The sequence below is a fragment of the Demequina lignilytica genome (assembly GCF_030418305.1).
GTDB lineage: Bacteria > Actinomycetota > Actinomycetes > Actinomycetales > Demequinaceae > Demequina > Demequina lignilytica.
The window spans coordinates 77,914-100,190 of record NZ_JAUHPX010000004.1 but is presented as its reverse complement, the minus strand read 5'-3'; the positions used below and the strand labels follow the sequence as shown (position 1 = coordinate 100,190).

Annotated in this window: 19 protein-coding genes and 1 tRNA gene; 12 read left to right on the top strand and 8 right to left on the bottom strand. The window is 73.1% G+C overall.

The genetic code is table 11. The annotated features are described in order from the left end of the window. Positions 1-50: 50 nt before the first annotated feature. The 10 genes from QQX10_RS07715 (at position 51) to QQX10_RS07670 (ending at position 11,079) form a co-directional block, all read left to right on the top strand. On the top strand, positions 51-1,094 hold the full coding sequence (locus QQX10_RS07715; RefSeq protein ID WP_301118827.1) for a LacI family DNA-binding transcriptional regulator: 1,044 nt from the start codon (positions 51-53) through the stop codon (positions 1,092-1,094). Positions 1,095-1,127: 33 nt separating this feature from the next. Then, a complete protein-coding gene (gene mfd, locus QQX10_RS07710) occupies positions 1,128-4,661 on the top strand; it encodes a transcription-repair coupling factor (protein ID WP_439710115.1) in 3,534 nt (1,177 codons plus the stop codon). 10 nt (positions 4,662-4,671) lie between these two features. Further along, positions 4,672-5,289, top strand: coding sequence for a hypothetical protein (locus QQX10_RS07705; RefSeq protein ID WP_301118829.1), 618 nt, complete (start codon positions 4,672-4,674; stop codon positions 5,287-5,289). Further along, entirely contained in the window at positions 5,282-5,953 is a 672-nt protein-coding gene (locus QQX10_RS07700; RefSeq protein WP_301118830.1) for a nucleoside triphosphate pyrophosphohydrolase, read from the top strand. The genes QQX10_RS07705 and QQX10_RS07700 overlap by 8 nt, the downstream gene beginning before the upstream one ends. Positions 5,954-6,030: 77 nt before the next feature. Beyond that, entirely contained in the window at positions 6,031-7,314 is a 1,284-nt protein-coding gene (gene eno / locus QQX10_RS07695) for a phosphopyruvate hydratase (RefSeq protein ID WP_301118831.1), read from the top strand. Between the two features lie 281 nt (positions 7,315-7,595). Further along, complete coding sequence (locus QQX10_RS07690; RefSeq protein WP_301118832.1) at positions 7,596-8,687, top strand: septum formation initiator family protein; 1,092 nt, start codon at positions 7,596-7,598, stop codon at positions 8,685-8,687. A 10-nt stretch (positions 8,688-8,697) separates the two neighbouring features. Further along, complete coding sequence (locus tag QQX10_RS07685) at positions 8,698-9,204, top strand: DUF501 domain-containing protein (protein ID WP_301118833.1); 507 nt, start codon at positions 8,698-8,700, stop codon at positions 9,202-9,204. A gap of 4 nt (positions 9,205-9,208) precedes the next feature. Continuing rightward, complete coding sequence (locus tag QQX10_RS07680; protein WP_301118834.1) at positions 9,209-10,189, top strand: Ppx/GppA phosphatase family protein; 981 nt, start codon at positions 9,209-9,211, stop codon at positions 10,187-10,189. A 40-nt stretch (positions 10,190-10,229) separates the two neighbouring features. Then, positions 10,230-10,303 (top strand) — tRNA-Leu (locus QQX10_RS07675). 236 nt (positions 10,304-10,539) lie between these two features. Beyond that, positions 10,540-11,079, top strand: coding sequence for a YaeQ family protein (locus QQX10_RS07670; protein WP_301118835.1), 540 nt, complete (start codon positions 10,540-10,542; stop codon positions 11,077-11,079). Between the two features lie 14 nt (positions 11,080-11,093). Here QQX10_RS07670 and QQX10_RS07665 read toward each other — a convergent pair whose 3' ends face one another. The 6 genes from QQX10_RS07665 to QQX10_RS07640 form a co-directional block, all read right to left on the bottom strand. Next, positions 11,094-11,939 (bottom strand): methylenetetrahydrofolate reductase, encoded by an 846-nt coding sequence (locus tag QQX10_RS07665; protein WP_301118836.1) that lies wholly within the window; start codon positions 11,937-11,939, stop codon positions 11,094-11,096. A gap of 151 nt (positions 11,940-12,090) precedes the next feature. Beyond that, complete coding sequence (gene ptsP, locus QQX10_RS07660) at positions 12,091-13,770, bottom strand: phosphoenolpyruvate--protein phosphotransferase (protein ID WP_301118837.1); 1,680 nt, start codon at positions 13,768-13,770, stop codon at positions 12,091-12,093. A gap of 1 nt (position 13,771) precedes the next feature. Beyond that, a complete protein-coding gene (locus QQX10_RS07655; protein ID WP_301118838.1) occupies positions 13,772-14,044 on the bottom strand; it encodes an HPr family phosphocarrier protein in 273 nt (90 codons plus the stop codon). A gap of 28 nt (positions 14,045-14,072) precedes the next feature. Then, positions 14,073-16,163 (bottom strand): PTS fructose transporter subunit IIABC, encoded by a 2,091-nt coding sequence (locus QQX10_RS07650; RefSeq protein ID WP_301118839.1) that lies wholly within the window; start codon positions 16,161-16,163, stop codon positions 14,073-14,075. A gap of 16 nt (positions 16,164-16,179) precedes the next feature. Next, a complete protein-coding gene (pfkB, locus tag QQX10_RS07645) occupies positions 16,180-17,130 on the bottom strand; it encodes a 1-phosphofructokinase (RefSeq protein ID WP_301118840.1) in 951 nt (316 codons plus the stop codon). After that, positions 17,127-17,888 carry a DeoR/GlpR family DNA-binding transcription regulator gene (locus tag QQX10_RS07640; RefSeq protein ID WP_301118841.1) on the bottom strand — a complete coding sequence of 254 codons (762 nt, stop codon included), beginning with the start codon at positions 17,886-17,888 and terminating at the stop codon, positions 17,127-17,129. The genes pfkB and QQX10_RS07640 overlap by 4 nt, the downstream gene beginning before the upstream one ends. A gap of 229 nt (positions 17,889-18,117) precedes the next feature. Between QQX10_RS07640 and QQX10_RS07635 the strand changes: the two genes are divergently transcribed. Beyond that, entirely contained in the window at positions 18,118-18,948 is an 831-nt protein-coding gene (locus QQX10_RS07635) for a Bax inhibitor-1/YccA family protein (RefSeq protein WP_301118842.1), read from the top strand. A gap of 215 nt (positions 18,949-19,163) precedes the next feature. Here QQX10_RS07635 and msrA read toward each other — a convergent pair whose 3' ends face one another. After that, positions 19,164-19,808, bottom strand: coding sequence for a peptide-methionine (S)-S-oxide reductase MsrA (msrA, locus tag QQX10_RS07630; RefSeq protein ID WP_301118844.1), 645 nt, complete (start codon positions 19,806-19,808; stop codon positions 19,164-19,166). A gap of 72 nt (positions 19,809-19,880) precedes the next feature. Between msrA and QQX10_RS07625 the strand changes: the two genes are divergently transcribed. After that, positions 19,881-21,140, top strand: a complete 1,260-nt coding sequence (locus tag QQX10_RS07625) for an AI-2E family transporter (RefSeq protein WP_301118845.1) — start codon at positions 19,881-19,883, stop codon at positions 21,138-21,140. 6 nt (positions 21,141-21,146) lie between these two features. On the opposite strand, the gene QQX10_RS07620 is transcribed toward QQX10_RS07625, so the two are convergent. Further along, entirely contained in the window at positions 21,147-22,226 is a 1,080-nt protein-coding gene (locus QQX10_RS07620) for a glycosyltransferase family 2 protein (RefSeq protein WP_301118846.1), read from the bottom strand. Positions 22,227-22,277 lie beyond the last annotated feature (51 nt).

Genomic DNA, 22,277 nt, shown 5'->3' with positions numbered 1-22,277 from the left:
GAGCGGCGCCGGAAGATTTTCGATCACCGGGTGCCAACGAGGGAGGGACGATGCGTCGAGCACGGCCCACCCTGGCGGCGGTCGCCAGGCACGCGGGGGTCTCGGTCACCACGGTGTCGAAGGTGCTCAACAGCAGGACGGACGTGGCGGCCGGCACCCGTGAGCGCGTCGCCGCGTCGATGCGGGCGGTGGGCTACGTGCCCACGACCGCGAAGCGCCTGTTCGCGGAGGGGGCCTCGCTCGCGGTCGTCTTCGACGGCATCACGAACGCGTACTCGGCCCAGGTGCTCGAGTCCGTCCGCACGGCGGCCTACGAGCGCGGCGCGGAGCTCTCGGTCGACATCATGCAGGCGGTCCCCGACGGCCGCCCCGTCCCGTGGACCGAGGAGTGGGTGCGGCGGTGCCTCGCGCGGGGCACGGTCGGAGCCCTCGCCGTCGCCACGGAGGTGAGCGACGCCGCCGTGGCGCTGTGCGAGGACATCGGACTGCCGGTGGTGCTCGTCGACCCGCCGCACCGGCCCGGTCGCAGGACGGTGTCGATCGGATCCACCAACTACGCGGGTGCGCTCGAGGCCGTCGAGCACCTGGTCGCGTCGGGGCACCGGCGCGTCGCGTTCCTCGGTGGGACGCGCGGCGACGACGCGACACTGGAGCGGCTCGCGGGCTGCCGCAGCGCGCTCGACGTGCACGGCCTGCCCGAGCCGACGGTGGTGCTCGACGCGTCCACGGTCGACCGGGCGACGGAGGCGGCGCTCGTGCTGCTGAGCGCGGAGCCCCGGCCCACCGCGGTGATGTGCGCCAACGATGTGATCGCGCTCCGGGTGCTCGAGGCCGCCCGCCGGCTCGGGATCCCCGTGCCGGCCGAGCTCTCGGTGGTCGGATTCGACGACACGTACCTCGCGGAATGGGCGGTGCCGCCCCTCACCTCGGTGCACCAGCCCATCCGCGAGATGGGCATGCTCGCGGCGACCACGCTGCTGGACCTCGCGGAGGGCAGGAGGCCACCGGCCAGACGGCTCCAGCTCGCCACCACGCTCGTGGTCCGCTCGACCACCGCCGCGGCACCCGAGGCCGCCGTCGGAGGCGCCGCCTAGGATGGTCCCGCCGGAGAATCCCGGTCGTTCGGCATGCCCTGGAGGAGCCCCGTGACCACACCCGCGCCCGCCGCACCCCTCGCCCCGCTGCTCGGGGAGTGGGCCGATGCGCGCCTCGGCGACGCGACCTACGTCCAGGCGCCCGGGGCCGCCGCCGCGCCGCTCATCGCCCGCGCCGCGCTCACCGCCGACGCGCCCATCGTCGCCGTCGCCGCCACCGGCGGGGACGCCGACCAGCTCGCCCGCGCGCTCACGGCCTATCTGGATCCGGCGACCGTCACCACGTTCCCCAGCTGGGAGACGCTCCCGCACGAGCGCCTCAGCCCCCGCTCCGACACCGTCGCCCGCCGCCTCGCGACCCTCCGCCGGCTGGTCCACCCCGAGCGGGCCGCGGCCGAGTCCGGCCTCCCCGCCCCGCGCGTGGTGGTCGCCCCGCTCCGCGCCCTCCTGCAGCCGCTGGTGCCCGGGCTCGCCGACCTCGAGCCGGTGCTCCTGCGAGTCGGCGACGAGCGCGACCTCACCGACCTCACCGAGGCGCTCGCGGCCGCCGCCTACACCCGCGTCGACATGGTCGAGCGGCGCGGCGAGTTCGCGGTCCGCGGCGGGATCGTCGACGTGTTCCCGCCGACGGACCCTCACCCGATCCGCGTCGAGTTCTTCGGCGACGAGGTCGAGTCCCTGCGCTTCTTCTCGGTCGCGGACCAGCGGTCGCTGGAGTCGGTCGGCCGGCTGTGGGCGCCGCCGTGCCGCGAGCTGCTGCTGACCGACGAGGTGCGCACCCGGGCCACCGCCCTCGCCTCTCAGATCCCGACCGCCGCCGACATGCTCACCCGCATCGCCGACGGCCACGCGGTCGAGGGCATGGAGTCGTTGATCCCCGTGCTGCTCACGCGCCTCACCCCGGTGACGGACGTCCTGCCGCCGGGCACCCGCATCGTCGCCCTCGAGCCCGAGCGCCTCGCGAGGCGAGCCGAGGACCTCCAGCGCACCGCCGCCGAGTTCCTGCAGGCCGCGTGGGTGTCCGCGGCGGCCGGCGCGGACTCGCCGCTCGAGGCCCAGGGGGAGCAGGGCGGCTTCCTCGCGCTCGAGGACGTCGAGGTCTCCGCCGCGGAGCACGGCCTCGGCTGGACCGCGATCGGGCCGTTCGGCTCCGCCGCCGCCGTCGCGACGCCGATCGGGGAGATCGAGGACTTCCGGGGACGCCTCGCCGCCGTGCTCGACCTCATCAAGGCGCGCCTCGCCGACGGTTGGCGCGTCACCATCGCCGCCGCGTCCGTCGGCAGCGCCCACCGCATCGTCGAGCAGTGCGCGGAGCGGGACATCCCGGCGCGCGTCGCCGCGCGAGGCGACGACTCGGACGCCGGCGTGGTCGCCGTCCTCGCCTCCGTCGATGCGCGCGGCTACCAGGTCGCGGACGCGAGGCTGCTGGTGCTCCACGAGAGCGAGCTGACGGGCCGCGCCGCGTCCGCCGCGGGGCCCAAGGTGAAGGTCCCGAGCCGCCGCCGCACCGCGGTCGACCCGCTGCAGCTGCGCCCGGGAGACTTCGTGGTGCACGAGACCCACGGCGTGGGGCGGTTCGTCGAGCTCACCAAGCGCACGGTACGGGGCATCGAGCGCGAGTACCTGGTCATCGAGTACGCGCCCTCGAAGCGCGGCGGGCCGGGCGACCGGCTGTCGGTGCCCACCGACCAGCTCGACCTCATCACCAAGTACGTCGGCGGCGAGGCCCCGAGCGTGAACAAGATGGGCGGCGCCGACTGGTCGAAGACCAAGGGCAGGGCCCGCAAGGCGGTGAAGGAGATCGCCTCCGAGCTGATCCGTCTCTACAGCGCGCGCATGGCGACGCAGGGACGCGAGTTCGGCCCGGACACCCCCTGGCAGCGGGAGCTCGAGGAGTCCTTCGCCTTCGTCGAGACCCCCGACCAGCTCACCACCGTCGACGAGGTGAAGTCCGACATGGAGAAGGCCGTCCCCATGGACCGCCTGGTCTGCGGCGACGTCGGCTTCGGCAAGACCGAGATCGCCGTGCGCGCCGCGTTCAAGGCCATCCAGGAGGGCACCCAGGTCGCGGTGCTGTGCCCGACCACGCTGCTGGTGAAGCAGCACGTCGACACCTTCGCCGAGCGCTTCGGTCAGTTCCCCGTCAAGGTCGCCGCCCTGTCGCGCTTCCAGACGGACAAGGAGGCGAAGGAGGTCATCGAGGGCCTGGCCGACGGCAGCGTCGACCTGGTGGTCGGCACGCACCGCCTCATCACGGGGTCGGTGCGTTTCAAGGACCTGGGCCTGATCGTGATCGACGAGGAGCAGCGGTTCGGCGTCGAGCACAAGGAGACGCTCAAGGCCCTGCGGACGAACGTCGACGTGCTCGCGATGTCCGCGACGCCGATCCCCCGCACGCTCGAGATGGCCGTCACGGGCATCCGGGAGATGTCCACGCTCGCGACCCCTCCCGAGGAGCGCCACCCGATCCTCACCTACGTGGGCCCGCACGAGGACGCCCAGGTCATCGCCGCGATCCGCCGCGAGCTGCTGCGTGACGGCCAGGTGTTCTACATCCACAACTCCGTCAAGACCATCACGCGCGCGGCGCTCAAGCTGGGCGAGCTGGTGCCTGAGGCGCGCATCGCGGTCGCCCACGGGCAGATGAGCGAGAAGCAGCTCGAGCAGGTGATCGTCGACTACTACGACAAGAAGTACGACGTGCTGGTGTGCACCACGATCGTGGAGACGGGCCTGGACATCTCCAACGCCAACACCTTGATCGTCGAGCGCGCGGACACCTTCGGCCTGTCCCAGCTCCACCAGCTCCGCGGGCGCGTCGGCCGCGGCCGCGAGCGCGCCTACGCGTACTTCCTCTACCCGCCGGACCGCACCCTCACGGAGACGGCGCACGACCGGCTCCAGACCATCGCCGCCAACACGGACCTGGGCTCCGGCATGGCCGTCGCCATGAAGGACCTGGAGATCCGCGGGGCAGGCAACCTGCTGGGCGCCGAGCAGTCCGGCCACATCGAGGGCGTCGGCTTCGACCTCTACATCCGCATGGTCGGCGAGGCCGTCGCCGGCTTCCGCGGCGAGGAGCAGGAGGAGCGCGCCCCCATGACCGTCGACCTGCCCATCGACGCGCACATCCCGGTGGCCTACATCGACCACGAGCGGCTGCGCCTCGAGGCGTACCGCAAGATCGCGGACGCGGAGAGCGGCGATGCGCTGGACGCCGTGGTCGAGGAGCTCGGCGACCGCTACGGCCCGCTCCCCGAGCCGGTGGCGAACCTGATCGCCGTCGCCCGCGTCCGCATCGAGCTGCGCGCCGCCGGCATCCACGACGTGGTGTCCCAGGGCCGCCTGATCCGCTTCAGCCCTGTCGAGCTGCCCGACTCCGCGGCGATGCGCGTCACCCGCCTGTACCCGGGCACGCTGATCAAGCCCGCGGTGCGCCAGGTGCTGGTCCCCGCGCCCATGACGGCGCGCGTGGGCGGGAAGCCGGTCGAGGGTCTGCCCGTGCTCGACTGGGTCCGCGAGGTGCTCGCGGCCATGGGCGTCCGCGCGCCCGCGGGCGGCAACTAGGATGAGCCGCATGTCGTTCCGTCGCCGCCTCGCCGTGATCGCCGCATCGTCCCTTCTGCTCGCCGGCTGCGCCGTGCCCGGCCAGGGCGCCGCCCCCGGCGTCGCCGCCGAGTACGACGGCACCACGCTCACCACCGCCGGGCTCGACCAGCTGGCCGCGGCCTGGGCGGAGGACAGCGACGGGCTCGTCGCCCCGACGCGCGACCAGGTCGCGACGTACGCGCTGATCGGTCCCGCCGCGGTCGCCGCGACGGAGGACACGGACAGCCCGATCACCACGGGGGTCGCGGCGAATGTCGCCTCCGCGTGGTTCGAGTACGTGGGCGTCACCGACGCGGAGATCAGCGACGAGGTGGTCGAGCAGGTGCGCGAGATCCTCGCGGTGTACGTCCTGTCGCTCACCGACGAGGACACGCAGGCGCAGCTCGCCGAGATCGCCGCCGACGTCGAGGACTCCGGGCTGTTCTCCCCGCGCCTGGGCGACTTCTCGGCGGAGGCGCTGTCGGCCTCGATGGCCGACGCGCAGACGCAGGCGTCGAACCTGGGCCTCGGCACCTACACGTTCATCATGTACACCGACGTCTCCGGGTTCTCGGCGCCCGACGTGTCCTGGGCGGCGCGTGACTGACGGCCTCATCCGCCTGGTCCAGGTGATGGACCGGCTGCGGTCCCCTGGCGGCTGCCCGTGGGATGCGGAGCAGACCCACGAGACCCTGGTGCGCTTCGCGCTCGAGGAGACCTACGAACTGGTCGACGCGATCGAGAACGGCACCCGCGAGGACCTGCGCGAGGAGCTCGGCGACGTCCTGCTCCAGGTGGTGTTCCACGCCCGCGTCGCGCAGGAGCACCCCGAGGACCCGTTCACCCTCGACGAGGTGGCGAACGGCGTCGCGGACAAGCTGATCGAGCGCCACCCCCACGTCTTCGCCGACGCGGAGGCGGGCACGGCCGACGAGGTCTACTCCCGCTGGGAGCGGATCAAGAAGGAGACCAAGCGGCGCGAGTCGGTGTTCGACGGCGTCCCGCTGGACCAGCCGGCCCTGGCCCGCGCGCAGAAGATCGCGAGCCGCGCCGACCGCGCCGGTGTGGTCCTCCCCGGCGCCCCCGCATCGTCCGACGGGGACGATGCGGCGGCCCGGATCGGCGCCGAGCTGCTCGCCCTCGCCGTGCGCGCGCAGGCCGCCGGCGTCGACGCCGAGGCCGCCCTGCGCGCCGCCACCCGCGAGTTCGAGGGGGCCGCCCGCGACGCGGAGCAGCAGCGTCCGGCGGACACCGGACGTTCATCGGACTAGGACCTACGGCGCTCAGCGCGTGCGCTGTGCGCTGACTAGACTCCCTAGAGGTACATCCATCCAAGCGAAGGAGCATCATGGCCAGCATTGAGGCCGTCGGCGCCCGCGAGATCCTCGACTCGCGCGGCAACCCCACCGTGGAGGTCGAGGTCGCACTCGAGGACGGCACGTTCGCGCGTGCAGCCGTCCCGTCGGGCGCGTCGACCGGCGCGTTCGAGGCGGTCGAGCGCCGCGACGGCGACAAGGGTCGCTACCTGGGCAAGGGTGTCGAGCAGGCCGTGGACGCGGTCATGGACGACATCGCCCCCGAGATCATCGGCATGGACGCGGGCGACCAGCGCCTGATCGACCAGCGCATGCTCGAGATCGACGGCACCGACAACAAGGGCAAGCTCGGCGCGAACGCGATCCTGGGCGTGTCCCTCGCGGTGGCGAAGGCGGCCGCCGAGTCGGCCGACATCGCGCTGTTCCGCTACGTGGGCGGACCGAACGCGCACGTGCTGCCCGTCCCGATGATGAACATCCTCAACGGTGGCTCGCACGCGGACTCCAACGTCGACATCCAGGAGTTCATGATCGCTCCCGTCGGCGCCCCGACGTTCCGTGAGGCCCTGCGCACCGGCGCCGAGGTCTACCACTCGCTGAAGTCCGTGCTCAAGGAGCGCGGCCTGGCGACCGGCCTGGGCGACGAGGGCGGCTTCGCCCCGAACCTGCCCTCGAACCGCGACGCCCTGGACCTGATCCTGGTCGCGATCGAGAAGGCCGGCTTCACCCCCGGTGACGACGTGGCGCTCGCGCTCGACGTGGCCGCGACCGAGTTCTTCAAGGACGGCGCGTACCAGTGGGAGGGCGGTCAGAAGACCCCCGACGAGATGATCGCGTTCTACGAGGGCCTCGTGAACGACTACCCGCTGGTCTCCATCGAGGACCCGCTGTCCGAGGACGAGTGGGACTCCTGGGCCGGCCTCGTGGCCAAGGTGGGCGACAAGACCCAGATCGTCGGCGACGACCTGTTCGTGACCAACCCGGTGCGCCTCAAGAAGGGCATCGACATGAAGGCCGCGAACGCCCTCCTGGTGAAGCTCAACCAGATCGGCACGCTGTCCGAGACCTCGGACGCCGTGGAGATGGCGCAGCGCGCGGGCTTCGCCGCCATGGTGTCGCACCGCTCGGGCGAGACCGAGGACGTCACCATCGCCGACCTGTCCGTCGCGTACAACGCCGGCCAGATCAAGACCGGTGCCCCCGCCCGTGGCGAGCGCATCAACAAGTACAACCAGCTGCTCCGCATCGAGGAGGAGCTGGACGACGCCGCCAAGTACGCCGGCAAGTCGGCGTTCCCGCGCCGCTACGGCGCGTAAGGCGGCCTGACAGCCTGACGGACGGGCGCGTCTCCCTCACGGGAGGCGCGCCCGTTCCGCGTTCCGGGGCCGGCTCCGCCTCGCCCCCCGGCGCGCCCATGCCTGGACAGCGCGCACGGAGCACGTCCCGGTTGCCCGGCGTGTCGCGGGACGATGCGGCGCGAGACTCGGCGTGTCGGTCCGAGTTCCGTGCGCAGCGTCCGTGGGGTGGGCCCGGGCAATCCAGCGACTCGCTGCCGCGGCAGCGGTCCGACCCGGCCGGTGGCGGCGACAATGTCCCCGTGCGCTCCGCCTCCGGTCCCGACGAGCCGCGCGTCCCCGACGCCGCGGCGCGCGGCTGGCATGCGGTCGAGGGTCCCGATGCCCGCACCGTCCAGGTCCCCATGGTCCCGCCGGCGCCCGGCCGTGGCCGGAAGACGACGCCCACCGGCACGTCCCGCCCCACCTCGAGCGCGGCCGAGCGCCGGGCACGGGTGCAGGCGGATCAGCGCTCCCAGGCGCAGGCCCGCGCCCAGAAGGCTGCGCAGCGGCCCGCGCGCGGCACGGCGAAGGCCGAGCGCCCGGCGACGAGCGCCGCGCGCGGCCCGGCCAAGGCCCCGTCCGCCGCCGCACACCAGGGCCGTCCCGCGCCGAGCCCGGCGCGGCCCGCGTCTCCCCGCGCATCGTCCTCGCCGACGCCCCCGCCCGCCCGCCACCACGAGCCGTCCGCGCCCGCCGGTGCGCTGGCGAACCTGCGCGCGCGCTTCGCCCGCACCCCGGCCGCCGCGGCGCCCGCAGCGGAGCCCCGCGTGCGGGCGGGCGCACGGCCGCCCAAGCGCAACGGGCCGGCGACCGGTGGGGTGAGGATCCCGAAGGGCCGCGCCTCGTCGCGCCCCGGCGGGCCCACCACGCATGCGCGCGGGCCCGAGACGCGCAACCGCATCGAGCCGGCGCGTGCACGGGGCTCCTGGCTCACCGCGGCGTCGTGGCGGATCGCCGTGCTCGCGGGGGTGCTGGTGCTCGCCGCCGCCGTGGTGCTGCCGTCGCTGCGCTCGTACTTCCGCCAGCAGGAGGAGCTCGCCGACCTCGCCGCGGAGGCCCAGGCGGCCCAGGTCGAGGTCGAGGATCTGCGCGCGGAGGCGGCGCGCTGGGACGACCCGGCGTACGTGGTCGCGCAGGCCCGCGAGCGTCTCGCGTTCGTCTTCCCGGGGGAGACCCCGTACCGCGTGATCGACCCCGAGACCGTGGCGGGCGCCGCGGAGGGATCGCCCGCCGCGGAGGAGGAGTCGACCGGCACCGAGGACGGCGTCTGGTACACCCGCGTGTGGGGCTCGATCGCGGGCGAGGCGGCGGCGGAGGAGGAGCCCGCCCCGGCCACGAGCGACGCCGACTAGACTCTCCCGGGTGACCGACACCCCCGCGACCGACCGTGACCTGGCCGTCCTCGAGGCCCAGCTGGGGCGGGTGCCCCGCGGCGTGGTCGCGATCGCGGCCCGCTGCGTCTGCGGCAACCCGACGGTGGTCCACACCGCCCCGCGGCTGCCGGACGGGACCCCGTTCCCGACGCAGTACTACCTGACCCATCCCGATGCCGTGAGCGCGGTGTCGACGCTCGAGGCCGACGGCGTCATGAAGACGATGCAGGCGCGGCTGGGAGAGGAGCCCGAGCTGGCCGCGGCCTACCGGGCCGCGCACGAGCGCTACCTCGAGGAGCGCTACGCGCTCGGGGACGTCGAGGAGATCCACGGGATCTCGGCCGGCGGCATGCCCGACCGCGTGAAGTGCCTGCACGTGCTCGTCGGGCACGCGCTCGCGGCGGGTCCCGGGGTCAACCCGCTGGGCGACGAGGCGCTCGCCCTGATCGCCCACGCGTGGACGCCGGACCGCTGCACCTGCGCGGTCGAGGTCTGAGGACGTGGCACGCGTCGCCGCCGTCGACTGCGGCACCAACTCGATCCGGCTGCTGATCGCCGATGTGGCCGCGCGGGCGGACGGCTCGCTCGAGCTGACCGACGTGGTGCGCGAGATGGTGGTGGTGCGTCTGGGCGAGGGGGTCGACCGCACCGGCGAGTTCTCGGCGGCCGCGCTCACGCGGACCTTCGCGGCGGTCGACGGGTACGCGGCGCTGTGCCGGGAGCACGGGGTGGAGTCGATCCGGTTCGTCGCGACCTCCGCGACCCGCGACGCCGGCAACCGCGAGCAGTTCCTCGACGGTGTCCGTGGTCGGTTGGGCGTCACGCCCGAGGTGATCTCCGGCGAGGAGGAGGCCGCGCTGAGCTTCCGCGGCGCGACCGCCGTGCTGGACCCGGCTCACGACGCGCCGTTCCTGGTGATCGACCTCGGCGGCGGGTCGACCGAGGTGGTGCTGGGCGTCGACGCGCCCGAGGCGGCCCACTCCATGGACGTCGGCTGCGTGCGGATGACCGAGCGGCACCTCGCGGGCGACCCGCCCTCGACGTCTCAGGTGGAGGCGGCCGAGCGAGACATCCACGCCGCCCTCGACGCGGCCTTCGAGGGTGTCCCGGTGGAACGCACCCGCACGCTGGTCGGCCTCGCCGGCACGGTCACCACGGTCACCGCGCACGCGCTCGGGCTGCCCGAGTACGACTCCGAGACGCTCGACGGTGCGGTGCTGCCCATCGAGGACGCCATCCGCGCCTGCGACGAGCTGCTGGTCGCCTCGCGCCACGAGCGGGCCGCGCTCGGGTTCATGCACCCCGGCCGCGTCGACGTCATCGGTGCGGGCGCGCTCGTGTGGCGCACGGTGATGACGCGCGTGCGCGACGCGGTGGTGGCGGCAGGGGGCGAGCTGCCGCACGTGGTGACGTCGGAGCACGACATCCTGGACGGGCTCGCGCTCGCGGTGGCCGAGCCGCTGTTAGCCTCGCGGGCCTGAGCCCGCGCGCTCGCGCCGGGCCCGACCCGCGCATCGTCCCGCCCCCGTAGCCCAACTGGCAGAGGCAGCCGGCTTAAACCCGGTCCAGTGCGGGTTCGAACCCCGCCGGGGGCACCGCCGAGACGCCCGCCGCGCCGCTCCACCCTCGTGCCCGCCGCCCCGGCCCCGTCCCCGCCGCCCCGGCCCGGTCCCCGCCGCCCCGTTCTCGAAATGGACGCTCGGTGACCGCAACCCGAGGGTTTCGTGCGCCGAACCTCCATTTCGGGGGATGGGGCCGTGGCGCCACGGCCGCGGGACCGAGGCGGCGGCGCGGGGCGGCGATTGCCGGCCAGCCCCTAGGCTGGTGCGCCATGGCAGCTGGCGCGACCGTCCACACCTTCGAGATCACGCTCGCGGACGTCGACCGCGGCGTCTACGAGGACCTGTCGCTGCGTGTCGCGCGCCATCCCTCGGAGACCGGCGCGTTCATGATGACCCGCGTGCTGGCGCACTGCCTCGAGCACGCGGAGGGGATCGCGTTCTCCGAGGGCATCTCCACCACCGAGGAGCCGGCGGTGCTGGTGCGCGACCTGACCGGGCTGATCACCGCGTGGATCGAGGTGGGCCAGCCCGAGGCGGAGCGCCTGCACCGCGGGTCGCGCCTGGCGGAGCGGACCGTCGTGTACACCCAGCACGACCCCGCCAAGGTGCTGGCCCGCTGGGACGGCAAGCGGATCCACGAGCGGGAGCGGATCGAGCTCGTCAGCTTCGACCCAGGCTTCATCGACGCGGCCGCGGCGCTGGTCGGGCGTCGCAACGCTCTCACGGTCTCGGTCACCGACGGCCACCTGTACGCGGAGCTGAACGGCACCGCGCTCGACAGCGACGTGCTCCGCCGCCCGCTGGACTGAGCGCCGCGGGCCGCTCAGGCCGGGAGCGCCTCCGCCCGCGCGATCCAGTCCACCGACGCCTCCAGGTTCCCGAAGGTGTACAGGTGCAGCGACACGTCCCCGTGCACCGCGGGCGACAGCCCGTGGACCAGGTCGCCCACGAGCCGCTCCGGCCCCGCCGAGCCGATGAGCGACGTCAGCGAGAACCCGTACTTCTTCGCGATGGATGCGGTGGCGGAGACCCCGCAGCGGCGTGCGAATCCCACCAGGCGTGCGACGCTCGCGGGCCCGGGCACGCCGACCCGGATCGGGAGCTCGAGTCCGCGCGCCCGTGCCTCGGCGATCCACGCCAGCACCGCGTCGGCGTCGAAGGACATCTGCGTGGCGACCAGCCCCGCCATGCCGGCCTCGCGCACGGCGTCCTGCTTGCGCAGCAGCGAGGCCCACAGCACGTCCGACGCGATCGCAGGGTGGCCCTCGGGGTACGCGGCGAACCCGACCTCCTCGACGTGATGGTCGGCGAGCACGTCCCCACGGATCAGCGCCTCGGCATCGGCGTACGGGCCGGCGGGCGTGGCCGGGTCGCCTCCGATGATGAACATGCGGCGGTGCGCGTCCCTCATGGTCAGCGCCGCGAGGTGCTGCCGCAGCGCGGCCTCGCTGGGCACGCGACGGGCCGCGACGTGGGGGACCGGCACCAGTCCGAGCGAGCGCGCGGCGCCGGCGGCCTCGACGCGCGCGGCGGGCTCCTCGGTGCCGAGGTGCGTCACGTGCACCCGGGTGCCCGCCGGGAGGGACGATGCCGCGGTCGGCAGGGTCGCCGCGTCGCGGGCCGTGATCTCGATCGAGATGCCGTCGAGCAGCGGGGCGGTCGCGGACACACGTCTCCTTGGGCTCGTCGCTGGGGAAGGAGGCAAGTCTACGGGGGACGACAGGACGGCCGGGGCGCCCGCTCGTCAGCGGGTGCCCCGGCCGTCGGCTCGGGGAGGGAGAGAGAACCCCGAGGTGGGGGGTCGGGCGAAGGTCAGAGGCTCACAGGATGGCGGTGAGCTCCTCGTTCGCCGCGGCCCGGACGGCCTCGCGAGCCTCGTGGGCGCCTCGCGCCTCGAGCGCCAGGTGCGCGAGCTGGCGGCACTGCTGGATGGTGTGCTTGGACAGCGCGAGCCGCACCGCCGGCACCTTCGACGGCGCCATCGAGAGGCTGCGCACGCCCAGCCCGGCGAGCACCAGCGCCAGGTACGGGTCGCCCGCGGACTCGCCGCACACGCCGATCGGCTTGCCGTTGTGGTCCGCGCCGTCGCAGGCGGCGGCCACCACGTCGAGCACGGCCGGCTGCCACGGGTCGAGCAGATGCGAGAGCTCGCCCTCCATGCGGTCGGCCGCCATCGTGTACTGCGCCAGGTCGTTCGTGCCGATCGACGCGAAGTCGACCTCCGCGAGCACGTGCTTCGATCGCAGCGCGACGGCCGGGACCTCGACCATCACGCCCGCCTTCGGCAGGCCGTGGGCGTAGACCCGCTCGGCGAACCACGCGGCCTCGTCGGCCGTGGCGACCATCGGCGCCATCACGCGGACGTCGGCGCCGGTCTCCTTGGCGGCGACGGCGAGCGCCTCGAGCTGCGAGTCGAGCAGCTCCGGCTTCGCCTCGCACAGGCGCAGGCCGCGACGACCGAGCGCCGGGTTCTCCTCGTCGCCCAGGTTCGCGAACGCCAGCGGCTTGTCGGCGCCAGCGTCGAGGGTGCGGACCACCACGCGCCGGCCCGGGAACTGCTCGAACACCTTGCGGTAGACCTCGGCCTGCTCCTCGACGGTCGGCATGGTCTGCGCGGACAGGTACACGAACTCGGTGCGGAACAGCCCGACGCCCTCGACGTCCGTGGCGCCGGCGGCCACCGCATCGTCCACCCCGCCGATGTTGGCGAGCAGGTTGACCGGGTGCCCGTCCCTGGTGAGGCCGTTGCCGGTCACCTCCGCGAGCGCGGCGGCGAGCGCCTCGCGGCGCGCCCGCTGCGCCTCGATGAGCTCCATGTCGGGCTCGAGGGTGACCTCGCCGGAGTCGCCGTCGACGGCGACCGTGGTGCCCTCGGCGATCGACGTGGCGCCGTGCAGCTGGACCACGGCCGGGATGCCCATCTGGGCTGCCAGGATCGCGGTGTGCGAGGTGCGGCCGCCGGCCGCGGTGATGATGGCCACCACCTTGGCGCGGTCGAGCGCCGCGGTCTCCGCGGGAGCGAGGTCCTCCGCGACGATCACGGACGGGCCGGTGAGGGACGGCACCCCGGGAGCGGGGACGCCGAGCACGGCCGCGACGGCGCGGTGGCCCACGTCGCGGAGGTCGGTGACCCGCTCCGCGAAGTAGCCGCCGAGCGCCTCGAACTGCGCGGCGTACTCGTCGACGGCCGCGGCGATGGCGGTCGCCGGACCCTTGCCCTTGCCCACCTGGCGGCCCGCGGCCTTCGCGAGGCCCTTGTCGCGGGCGATCAGGGCGGTCGCCTTGAGGATGGGGGCGGCGTGCTCGTCGGCGGCCTCGGCCCGGGCGTCGAGGTCCTTCGCGACCGAGGCGAAGGCCTCGAGCACCAGGTCGGTGGCCGCGGCGGCGTCGACCGGGGTGGGTTCGTCCGCCGGCGGCCGGACCGGAGGCGCGACCTGCACCACCGGACCCGCAGCCGTCCCCGGGCTCACTCCCACGCCGGTGAACGTCTCGCCGGACATGTCAGCCCTCCGCGTCCAGGTCGCGCTCGAGGAGCGCGACGAGCGAGTCGAGCGCGGCGTCCGCGCCGTCGCCGTCGGCGGTGAGCACGACCTCCTCGCCGTGCTTGGCGCCGAGCGCCATCACGCCGAGGATGCTGGTGGCGTCGACGGCGTCCTGGCCGGGTCGGCCGATCTCGACGTCCAGACCGGTCTCCTGCGCGGCCTCGACGAAGAGGGCGGCGGGACGGGCGTGGAGGCCGACGGACGAGCCGATCGCAACGGTGCGCTGTGCCATGAGGGATCTCCTTCTTTCTTGGGGGTTGTCAGACGGTCGCGGCCGCGTCGACGGTCGCGAGCTTGGGGTCGCGGGACTTGAGGATCAGCACGATCGACGTCATGACGACCACGCCGATGACGATCGCGGCGATCCAGAGCCACCAGTGGGTGATGAGCGCGGCGACCCAGACGCCGCCGTGCGGGGCGGGCGACTCGGTGCCCCACGCGAGCGCGAGCGCTCCGGTCACCGACGAGCCGATCACCGAGGACAGGATCACGCGCCACGGGTCGGCGGCGGCGAACGGGATCGCTCCCTCCGAGATGAACGAGGCTCCCAGCAGCCACGCGGCCTTGCCGTTCTCCCGCTCCGGCTCCGAGAAGAGCTTGGGGCGCACCACGGTGGCGAGCGCCATCGCGAGCGGGGCGACCATGCCGGCCGCCATGACCGCCGCCATGACCTTCAGCTCCGTCGAGCCGGACACCGCGCCGGCGCTGGCGAGGCCTGCGGTCGCGAAGAAGTACGCGACCTTGTTGACCGGGCCGCCGAGGTCGAAGCCCATCATCGCGCCGAGGATGGCGCCGAGGATCAGGGCCTGCTCCGGGGGGATGCCGTTGAGCCACTCGGTGAGACCGGTCGCCGCGGCGACGATCGGCTTGCCGAGCAGGGTGATGAAGAGCCCGGCGGTGATCAGGAGAGAGAGGAGCGGGGTCACCACGACGGGCATGACTCCGCGGACGCCCTTGTGGACCTTCCACGACGAGATCCACTTCGCGGCGAAGCCGCCGAGCACACCGGTGACGATGCCGCCGAGGAATCCGGCGCCCATCGTGTTCGCGATGAAGCCGCCGACGATGCCGGGCACCAGTCCGGGACGGTCCGCGATCGCGAACGCGATGAACCCGGAGAGGATGGGCACCAGGAAGCCGAACGCCGCGCCGCCGATGACGAACATGAGCGCCGCCCAGTAGACCATCGACGTGGCGTCGAAGCTCGCGGCGAGGTTGTACGGGTCCGGCGTGTAGTCGGCGGCCGAGGACACGGCAGGGTCGACGAACCCGACGTAGTAGCTGACGATCTCCTGCTGCGCGTTCTCCTCGATCACCTGGTTGGCGACCAGGAACGACAACGCGATCAGGATTCCGCCCGCGGCGACGAACGGGATCATGTAGCTCACACCGGTCATCAGCCACTGGCGGATGCGGGTGCCGATGCCGGCCTTCTCGTCCACCTTGGTGGCGAGGCTGCCGGTGGCAGCGGGAGCGGCGGCGGCCTTCGACGGGTCGGCCTTCCACTCGGCGGCCTTGTCCACCGCCTGGCTGATGAGCAGCGGACCGTCGGAGATCGCCTTCTTCACGCCCACGTCGATGATCGGCTTGCCGGCGAAGCGGTCGGCGTTCCTCACCTCGACGTCGTGGGCGAAGATCACGGCGTCGGCCTCGGCGATCTGCGCTGCGCTGAGCGGGGTCGCGCCCGCCGAGCCCTGCGTCTCGACCACCATCGTGTGACCCGCCTCCTTGGCGGCCCGCTCGAGCGCCTCGGCCGCCATGTAGGTGTGCGCGATGCCGGTGGGGCAGGAGGTCACCCCGACCAGCGTGAGGCCGGACGATGCGGCGGGAGCCTCGGCCGGCTCCGTCGCCGCGGCAGCGGCGGCCGGCGCGGGCGTCGGGGTGGGGGCGGGCGTCGCGACGGGCGCCTCGCCGACCTCGGCCTCGACGATCGCGACGACCTCGTCCTCGGAGGTGGCCTCGGCGAGCGCGGCCTTGAACTCCTTCTTCATGAGCGCCTTGGCGAGCTTGGGCAGCACCTGCATGTGCGCCTCGGACGCGCCCTCGGGGGCCGCGATCAGGAAGATCACCGTGGCCGGACCGTCCTTCGCGGCCCAGTCGATCCCCTCCGCGGGCCGCCCGAACGCCAGCGTGGGCTCGGTGATCGCGGCGGAGCGGGCGTGGGGGATCGCGATGCCACCGGGCAGGCCGGTCGCCATGGTCTCCTCGCGCTTGCGGACGTCCGCGACGAACTGGTCCAGGTCGGTGCACCGTCCCGAGGCGACCAGCGTCTCGGCGAGCGCGCGCGTCGCGGCGTGGCGGTCGTCGGCCGTGAGACCGAGGATCACCTGCTGCTCGTTGATGAGTGACATGGGAGTTCCTCTCCTGTCAGTTCTCTGCCAGCGTCGTGCCGGCGTCGGGGGAGTGGGTGAGGTCCACCGGGATCCCGTGAAGATCCTCAGGGTGAGGGACGCGGCTGCCGGGAAGGGTGACGGCGGCAGCGCCCCAGGCGACGCCCTCAGCGAGCGCATCGTCGTGGTCGAGGCCACGGGTGAGCCCGTGGAGCATCCCGGCGAGCATGCAGTCGCCGGCGCCGACGGTGGACAGCGGCGTGGTGATGGTGGCCCAGGAGTGGAGCAGCTCGTCCGCGGTGACCAGCAGGGCGCCGTGGCGTCCGAGGCTCACGCAGACGATGCCGATGCCCTGGGCGACCAGGTCGCGGGCGGCGTCCTGGACGTCGCCGAGCGTCGGAAGCGCGCGGCCCACGAGCTCCTCGAGCTCCTCGTGGTTGGGCTTGATGAGGTCGGGGGTGGCCGCGACGGCGGCGGCGAGCGCGGGCCCGGAGCTGTCGATCGCCACCTTCCCGCCGCCGGCGTGCACTCGTGCGACCAGCTGGCCGTAGAGATCGACCGGCGCGCCCGGCGGGAGCGAGCCGCAGCCGACCACCCAGGCGGCGCCCGCGGCGGCCTCGAGCGTCGCGTCCAGCATCGCCTCGACCTCGGCCTCGGCGAGCTCGGGGCCGGGCTCGTTGAGCTTGGTCGTGGTGCCGTCGGGCTCGAGCACGGAGATGTTCATGCGCGCGGATCCGGTGATCGCGACGGAGCGGCGCGGCACGTCCGCGGCGTCGAGCAGCTCCTCGAGCAGGTGCCCCTCCGGGCCGCCGACAGGGAGCACCGCGATGGCATCGCCGCCCTGTGCGGTGATCGCGCGGGCGACGTTGACGCCCTTGCCTCCCGCGTCGACGCGCACGTCGCTCGCGCGGAGCACCTCGCCGCGCACCAGCGCGTCCAGCGTCACCGCCCGGTCCACGCTGGGATTCGGGGTCAGGGTCACGATCATGCGGTCACCACCTCAGGTCCGGCCTCGCGCAGCTCGTCCAGCACGTCCTCGGAGAGGTCGGCATCGGTCACCACCAGATCGACTTCGGCGAGGCTTGCGAAGCGGTGGAGATGGTCGTCGCCCGCCTTGGTGGAGTCCGTGGCGACGATGACCCGGCGGGCGGAGGTCACCATCGCGCGCTTGATCTCGGCCTCGGCCTGGTCGGGCGTCGTGAGGCCTCGGGCGGCGGAGATCCCGTTCGTGCCGATCACGGCGACGTCGACCACGACGCCCTTGAGGGCGGCCGAGGCCCAGTCGCCCACGGCGGCCGCCGTGACACCGCGGACCCGTCCGCCCAGCACGTACAGCGTGAGTCCGGGGCGACCGGCGAGGGCGGCAGCGGCGGGGATCGAGTTCGTGAGGATCGTGAAGGTCGCGTCGTCGGGGAGCAGGTCGATCAGCGCGTGGGTGGTCGATCCCGCGTCGAGCAGGATGGTGCCGCCCGCCGGGAGCTCGTCCATGATCCGCGCGGCGATGCGGCGCTTCACGTCGGGCAGGTGGGCGGAGCGCGACGCGAGGGTCGGCTCGGCGACCAGGCGCTCGACGGGGATGGCGCCTCCGTGCACGCGGCGCACGGAGCCGCGCTGCTCGAGCGCGGTGAGGTCGCGGCGGATGGTCTCGGGGGTGACGGAGAGGTCCTCGGCGAGCGCGGCCACCTCGACCCGGCCGTCGTCGCGCGCCTGGGCGAGGATGCGCTGCTGTCGCTCCGTCGCGTACATCCCGACTCCTTCGTCTGCGTCCTCCGGGGGTGCAATATCCACATGAAACCACAGAAACAAAAACCAAGCAAAAGCAAGCGGAACCAAATCGGCGCGACTCGGTGCCTCAACCCGTGGCCCGTGCCGCGCTGGAGCAGAGGGGGTGGTTCCCGCGTTGATCAGGCAAGGCGTCTGGACCGGGCCCGAGGGGGGATCGGTAGACTGAGGGCGCCAATCCAAGGAGGCATTCGTGGCAAGTCCCGTGTTCAGCAGCTCGAAGGAGTTCAAGGCCGACCCCCTGCTCGCGCAGCAGTCCACGGCCGAGGACCTCCAGCGCCAGTACGAGGCGCCGTCGGCGACCCCTGGCTACGCCGACGACCGCATGTCGTACCGCGGCGTGGTCAACAAGGGCGTGGGCCTCGGCCTGGTCACCCTCGGCCTCGGCGCCGGCACCTACTTCTACGTGGCCGAGCAGCCCGGCGCGATGCTTCTCGCGTTCGGCGCCGGCATCCTGGCGCTCGTGGTCGGACTCATCGCCGCCTTCAAGCGCACCCCGGGCGTGGGGCTCGTGGGCACCTACGCCGCGGCCGAGGGCGTCTTCCTCGGCGCGCTCACCGCGTGGATCGAGACCTACTTCGAGGTTCCCGGCGCGGGCGTCCAGGCCCTGCTCGCCACCGGCATCACGTTCATGGTGTGCCTCTGGCTGTACCGCTCCGGCAAGGTGCGCTACACGGCCAAGATGCAGAAGATCTTCATGATCGGCGCGATCTCCTACCTGGTGTTCAGCGTGGTGAACATCGGCATCATGTTCCTGAACCCGGACATGGGGGCCTTCGGCGCACGCTCGGTGGAGATCAGCATCGGCGGTCTCAGCTTCCCGCTCGGCGCCATCATCGGCGTGGTCGCCGTGCTGCTGGCCTGCATCTCGCTCATCGGGGACTTCGACTTCATCGACAACGGCGTGAAGCGCGGCCTCGAGAAGAAGCTCGAGTGGAAGGCCGCCTTCGGCCTCATCGTCACGCTCGTCTGGCTCTACACCGAGTTCCTGCGCCTCATCGCGCTGTTCTCCGGTCGCGACTAGCATCCGACGCGCCGACGGCCCCCGACCGCGAGGTCGGGGGCCGTCGTGCTGTCAGGGCCGGGGTCGCTCCCCGCATCGTCCCGCCCCGCCCACCGGACAGTCCGCACCGATCTCCGGGGGACACGCCGGTCGAGACCGGTCCGATCGGGCCGACACGCCGCCGACCCTGGACCTGTCCCGTGCCGAGTGTCCGGGGGTGGGGGCGGGGTCGGGGGTCAGGCGAAGCTGACCTGGCAGAAGCCGTGGTTGCAGTAGCCGCCGGGGTTCTTGTCGAGGTAGCCCTGGTGGTACTCCTCGGCGTAGTAGAAGCGCCCGTCGCCCGCGTCCGCGACCCGGTCGATCTGCGTCGAGATCGGGCCGTAGCCGCCGGCGCTCAGCCGCTCCTGGTAGCGCGCGGCCGACGCCTTCGCGGCCTCGAGCTGCGCGTCGGTGGTGGCGAAGATCGCGCTGCGGTACTGGGTGCCGATGTCGCCGCCCTGCCGGTTCGGGGTGGTCGGGTCGTGGTTCTCCCAGAACGCCGCGAGCAGGGTGTCCAGCGACACCTGCGCCGGGTCGTAGACCACCTGCACCGTCTCGGTGTGGCCGGTCAGCGATGTGCACGTCTCCTGATAGGTCGGGTTCGCCGTCCACCCGCCCATGTAGCCGACCGCGGTCGAGTGGACGCCGGGGATCTGCCAGAAGATGCGCTCGGCGCCCCAGAAGCAGCCCATCGCCACGTAGAGCACCTCGTGGCCCTCGGGCCACGGGCCCTTGAGCGGGCTCCCGAGCACCACGTGGCGGTCGGTGATCTGCATCTCGGCGTCCCGCCCGGGCAGGGCCTTGTCGGGGGTCACCAGGGTCATCTTGTCGAGTCCAAGCATCGCTGCTCCCTTCCGCAGGACGAACGCGTCCGGGTCCGCCGATGTTCCGCGCCGCCGCACTAGTGTGACGGTATGCCCGACAAGGACGATGCGTCTCACGCCCCTCCAGCCGACGTGGTCACCGAGAACGTGCCGGTCTGGCTGCGGGTGTCCGCGGCGTGGGGCTGGCGACTGATCGTCGTCGGCATCGTTCTGCTCGTCCTGTTCCAGGGCTTCACCACCTTGTCCTCGGTGGTCCTCCCCCTGGGCATCGCGCTGCTGATCGCGGCGCCGCTCGAGCAGATGGTGAGCCGGCTCCAGAAGTGGGGGGTGCCGCGGACGGGGGGCGCGCTGCTCGCGATCCTGACGCTCGTCGTCGTGGTGCTGGGCCTCGGGGTCGCGGCAGGCAGCTCGATCGTCGCGGGCTTCGGCGACCTGCGCGACGCGGCGCTCGCGGGCTTCGACCAGTTCCTCGACTGGCTGGTCAACGGCCCCATCCACATGTCACGTGAGCAGATCGACCAGGTCATCGCGAACGCGACGTCGACGCTGCAGGACAACGCGTGGGGAGTCGCGAGCGGGGCGGCGTCCGTGACCGGCACGCTCGGCTCCCTCTTCGCGGGCTCGATCGTCGCGCTGTTCGCCCTCTTCTTCTTCATGAAGGACGGGCGCCGGCTGTGGCTGTGGTTCGTCGGGCTGCTGCCGCGCGGTCGCAGCGAGAAGGTCGACCGCGCCGGCATGACCGCCTGGCTCACGCTGCGCCGCTACACGGAGACCAGCGTGTTCGTGGCGTTCATCGACGCGCTCGGCATCGGTCTCGGCGCGTGGATCCTGGGCATCCCCCTCGCGCTGCCCATCGCGATCTTCGTGTTCCTGCTGTCCTTCATCCCCCTGTTCGGCGCCACCATCTCGGGCGCGATCGCGGTGCTGGTCGCACTGGTCGACGGCGGCCCGGTGAAGGCGCTGATCATGGTCGGGATCGTGCTCCTGGTCCAGCAGCTCGAGGGGAACATCCTGTACCCCTGGCTGTTCGGCAAGGCCGCCTCGCTCCACCCGCTGGCGATCCTGCTCACCGTCGCGACGGGAACCCTGCTGCTCGGCCTGGTGGGCGCGGTCATCGCGGTGCCGATCGTCTCCTTCGCCTACGCGTTCGCGCGCGCCCTGCGCTCCGAGTACGAGGTCGACGACCCCGGGGACGGGACCGGTGAGATCACGGTGCTCGGAGAACAGCCCAAGGACGCGCTCCGGCGCGCCCGCGAGGCGATCGCGCGCACCGGCGAGATCCGCGTGCGCCGTCACCGCGGCGCCGACCAGCCGCGCGGCACCCAGGAGCAGCAGGGCCCCGAGGCGTAGCCGCGCCTAGGCTGCCGCGCCGCTCGCCGCCGGTGCGCCGTCCGGGTGCCGGAGGCCTCGACCGCCCCGCCGGACCAGGCGCTTCAGGGACCGAGCCGCCGCGCGCACCTCCAGGAAGTACGGCCCCGCGAGCTTGATGGCGGTCGCCCTCGACGCCGTTCCCGGTGCGATCGGGAGCACCAGGAGCACATCGCGGCTCCGGATCTGGCGGCGGATCCCGCGAAGCACCTCCCTCGCGCGCGCGTCGGAGCACAGCCGAAGCGCCGTGGTCGCCCGCGCGATGTGATCGAACTCGAGCTCGAAATGGGCCAACCCGCGCCTGAGCGCCGGCGTCTGGGGGAACCCTGCCGCCAGCTGGCGCACGTGCGCGTTCGCCTCCTCGAGATGATGGAGCTGCGGATCCTTGGAGTTGCTGAGGGACCCGGCCCGGACCAGGTGCCGGTACAGCGTCTCCGGGATCGACGCGACCGTCTCGCAGCGGTCCACCACGTCTGCCACGACGAAGAAGTCCTCGATGTATCCGTGGGGCGCGAAGGGATCGACCCCCAGGACGCTTCGCCTGAACAGCTTGGTCCAGAGGTAGCCGCGGATGCCGCCGTGGAGCAGCTGGAGGAACGCGCCTTCCCTGTCCATCACCGTAGGCGCGTCATGGCCGTCGGTGGGCGGGCCCTCCTCCGCGCCGATCTGCCATCGCCCGCGGCACATGGAGAAGTCCGCGCCGGTCGACTCCGCCTCTTCCACGAGGCGGTCGAGGATGCCCGGGTCCCACTCGTCATCCCAGTCGACGAACCACACGTACTCGCCGGAGGCGGCTCGCAGCCCCGCGTTGCGTGCCCCTGCCGGCCCCACGTTCTCCGGCAGACGCATCCATTCGACGATCCGCCGCGTGCCCGGCCTCGTCATGTCGAACGCTCCCCATGCGCTGGAGGGGACGGTGGAGGCGTCGTCGACCAGGATCACCTCGAGCTCGGGGTATGTGAGCGACGCGATGTTCCGCAGCGCGTCGCCCAGCTCCTCCCCGGGGTTGAAGACCGGTGCGACCACCGAGACGAGGGGGCGTCTCGAGAGCGCGTCGTCCTCAGCCATCGTCACTGGCCCGCGTCCGGGTCGGCCGTCCGCACTCGTCTCGATCGACGG

What these genes read in the sequence shown, in the direction of transcription:
- QQX10_RS07715 (WP_301118827.1), top strand. Translation starts at nt 51, where the DNA reads ATGCGTCGAGCACGGCCCACCCTGGCGGCGGTCGCCAGGCACGCGGGG.
- mfd (WP_439710115.1), top strand. Translation starts at nt 1,128, where the DNA reads ATGCCCTGGAGGAGCCCCGTGACCACACCCGCGCCCGCCGCACCCCTC.
- QQX10_RS07705 (WP_301118829.1), top strand. Translation starts at nt 4,672, where the DNA reads ATGTCGTTCCGTCGCCGCCTCGCCGTGATCGCCGCATCGTCCCTTCTG.
- eno (WP_301118831.1), top strand. Translation starts at nt 6,031, where the DNA reads ATGGCCAGCATTGAGGCCGTCGGCGCCCGCGAGATCCTCGACTCGCGC.
- QQX10_RS07670 (WP_301118835.1), top strand. Translation starts at nt 10,540, where the DNA reads ATGGCAGCTGGCGCGACCGTCCACACCTTCGAGATCACGCTCGCGGAC.
- ptsP (WP_301118837.1), bottom strand. Translation starts at nt 13,770, where the DNA reads ATGTCCGGCGAGACGTTCACCGGCGTGGGAGTGAGCCCGGGGACGGCT.
- QQX10_RS07655 (WP_301118838.1), bottom strand. Translation starts at nt 14,044, where the DNA reads ATGGCACAGCGCACCGTTGCGATCGGCTCGTCCGTCGGCCTCCACGCC.
- QQX10_RS07650 (WP_301118839.1), bottom strand. Translation starts at nt 16,163, where the DNA reads ATGTCACTCATCAACGAGCAGCAGGTGATCCTCGGTCTCACGGCCGAC.
- pfkB (WP_301118840.1), bottom strand. Translation starts at nt 17,130, where the DNA reads ATGATCGTGACCCTGACCCCGAATCCCAGCGTGGACCGGGCGGTGACG.
- QQX10_RS07640 (WP_301118841.1), bottom strand. Translation starts at nt 17,888, where the DNA reads ATGTACGCGACGGAGCGACAGCAGCGCATCCTCGCCCAGGCGCGCGAC.
- msrA (WP_301118844.1), bottom strand. Translation starts at nt 19,808, where the DNA reads ATGCTTGGACTCGACAAGATGACCCTGGTGACCCCCGACAAGGCCCTG.
- QQX10_RS07625 (WP_301118845.1), top strand. Translation starts at nt 19,881, where the DNA reads ATGCCCGACAAGGACGATGCGTCTCACGCCCCTCCAGCCGACGTGGTC.
- QQX10_RS07620 (WP_301118846.1), bottom strand. Translation starts at nt 22,226, where the DNA reads ATGGCTGAGGACGACGCGCTCTCGAGACGCCCCCTCGTCTCGGTGGTC.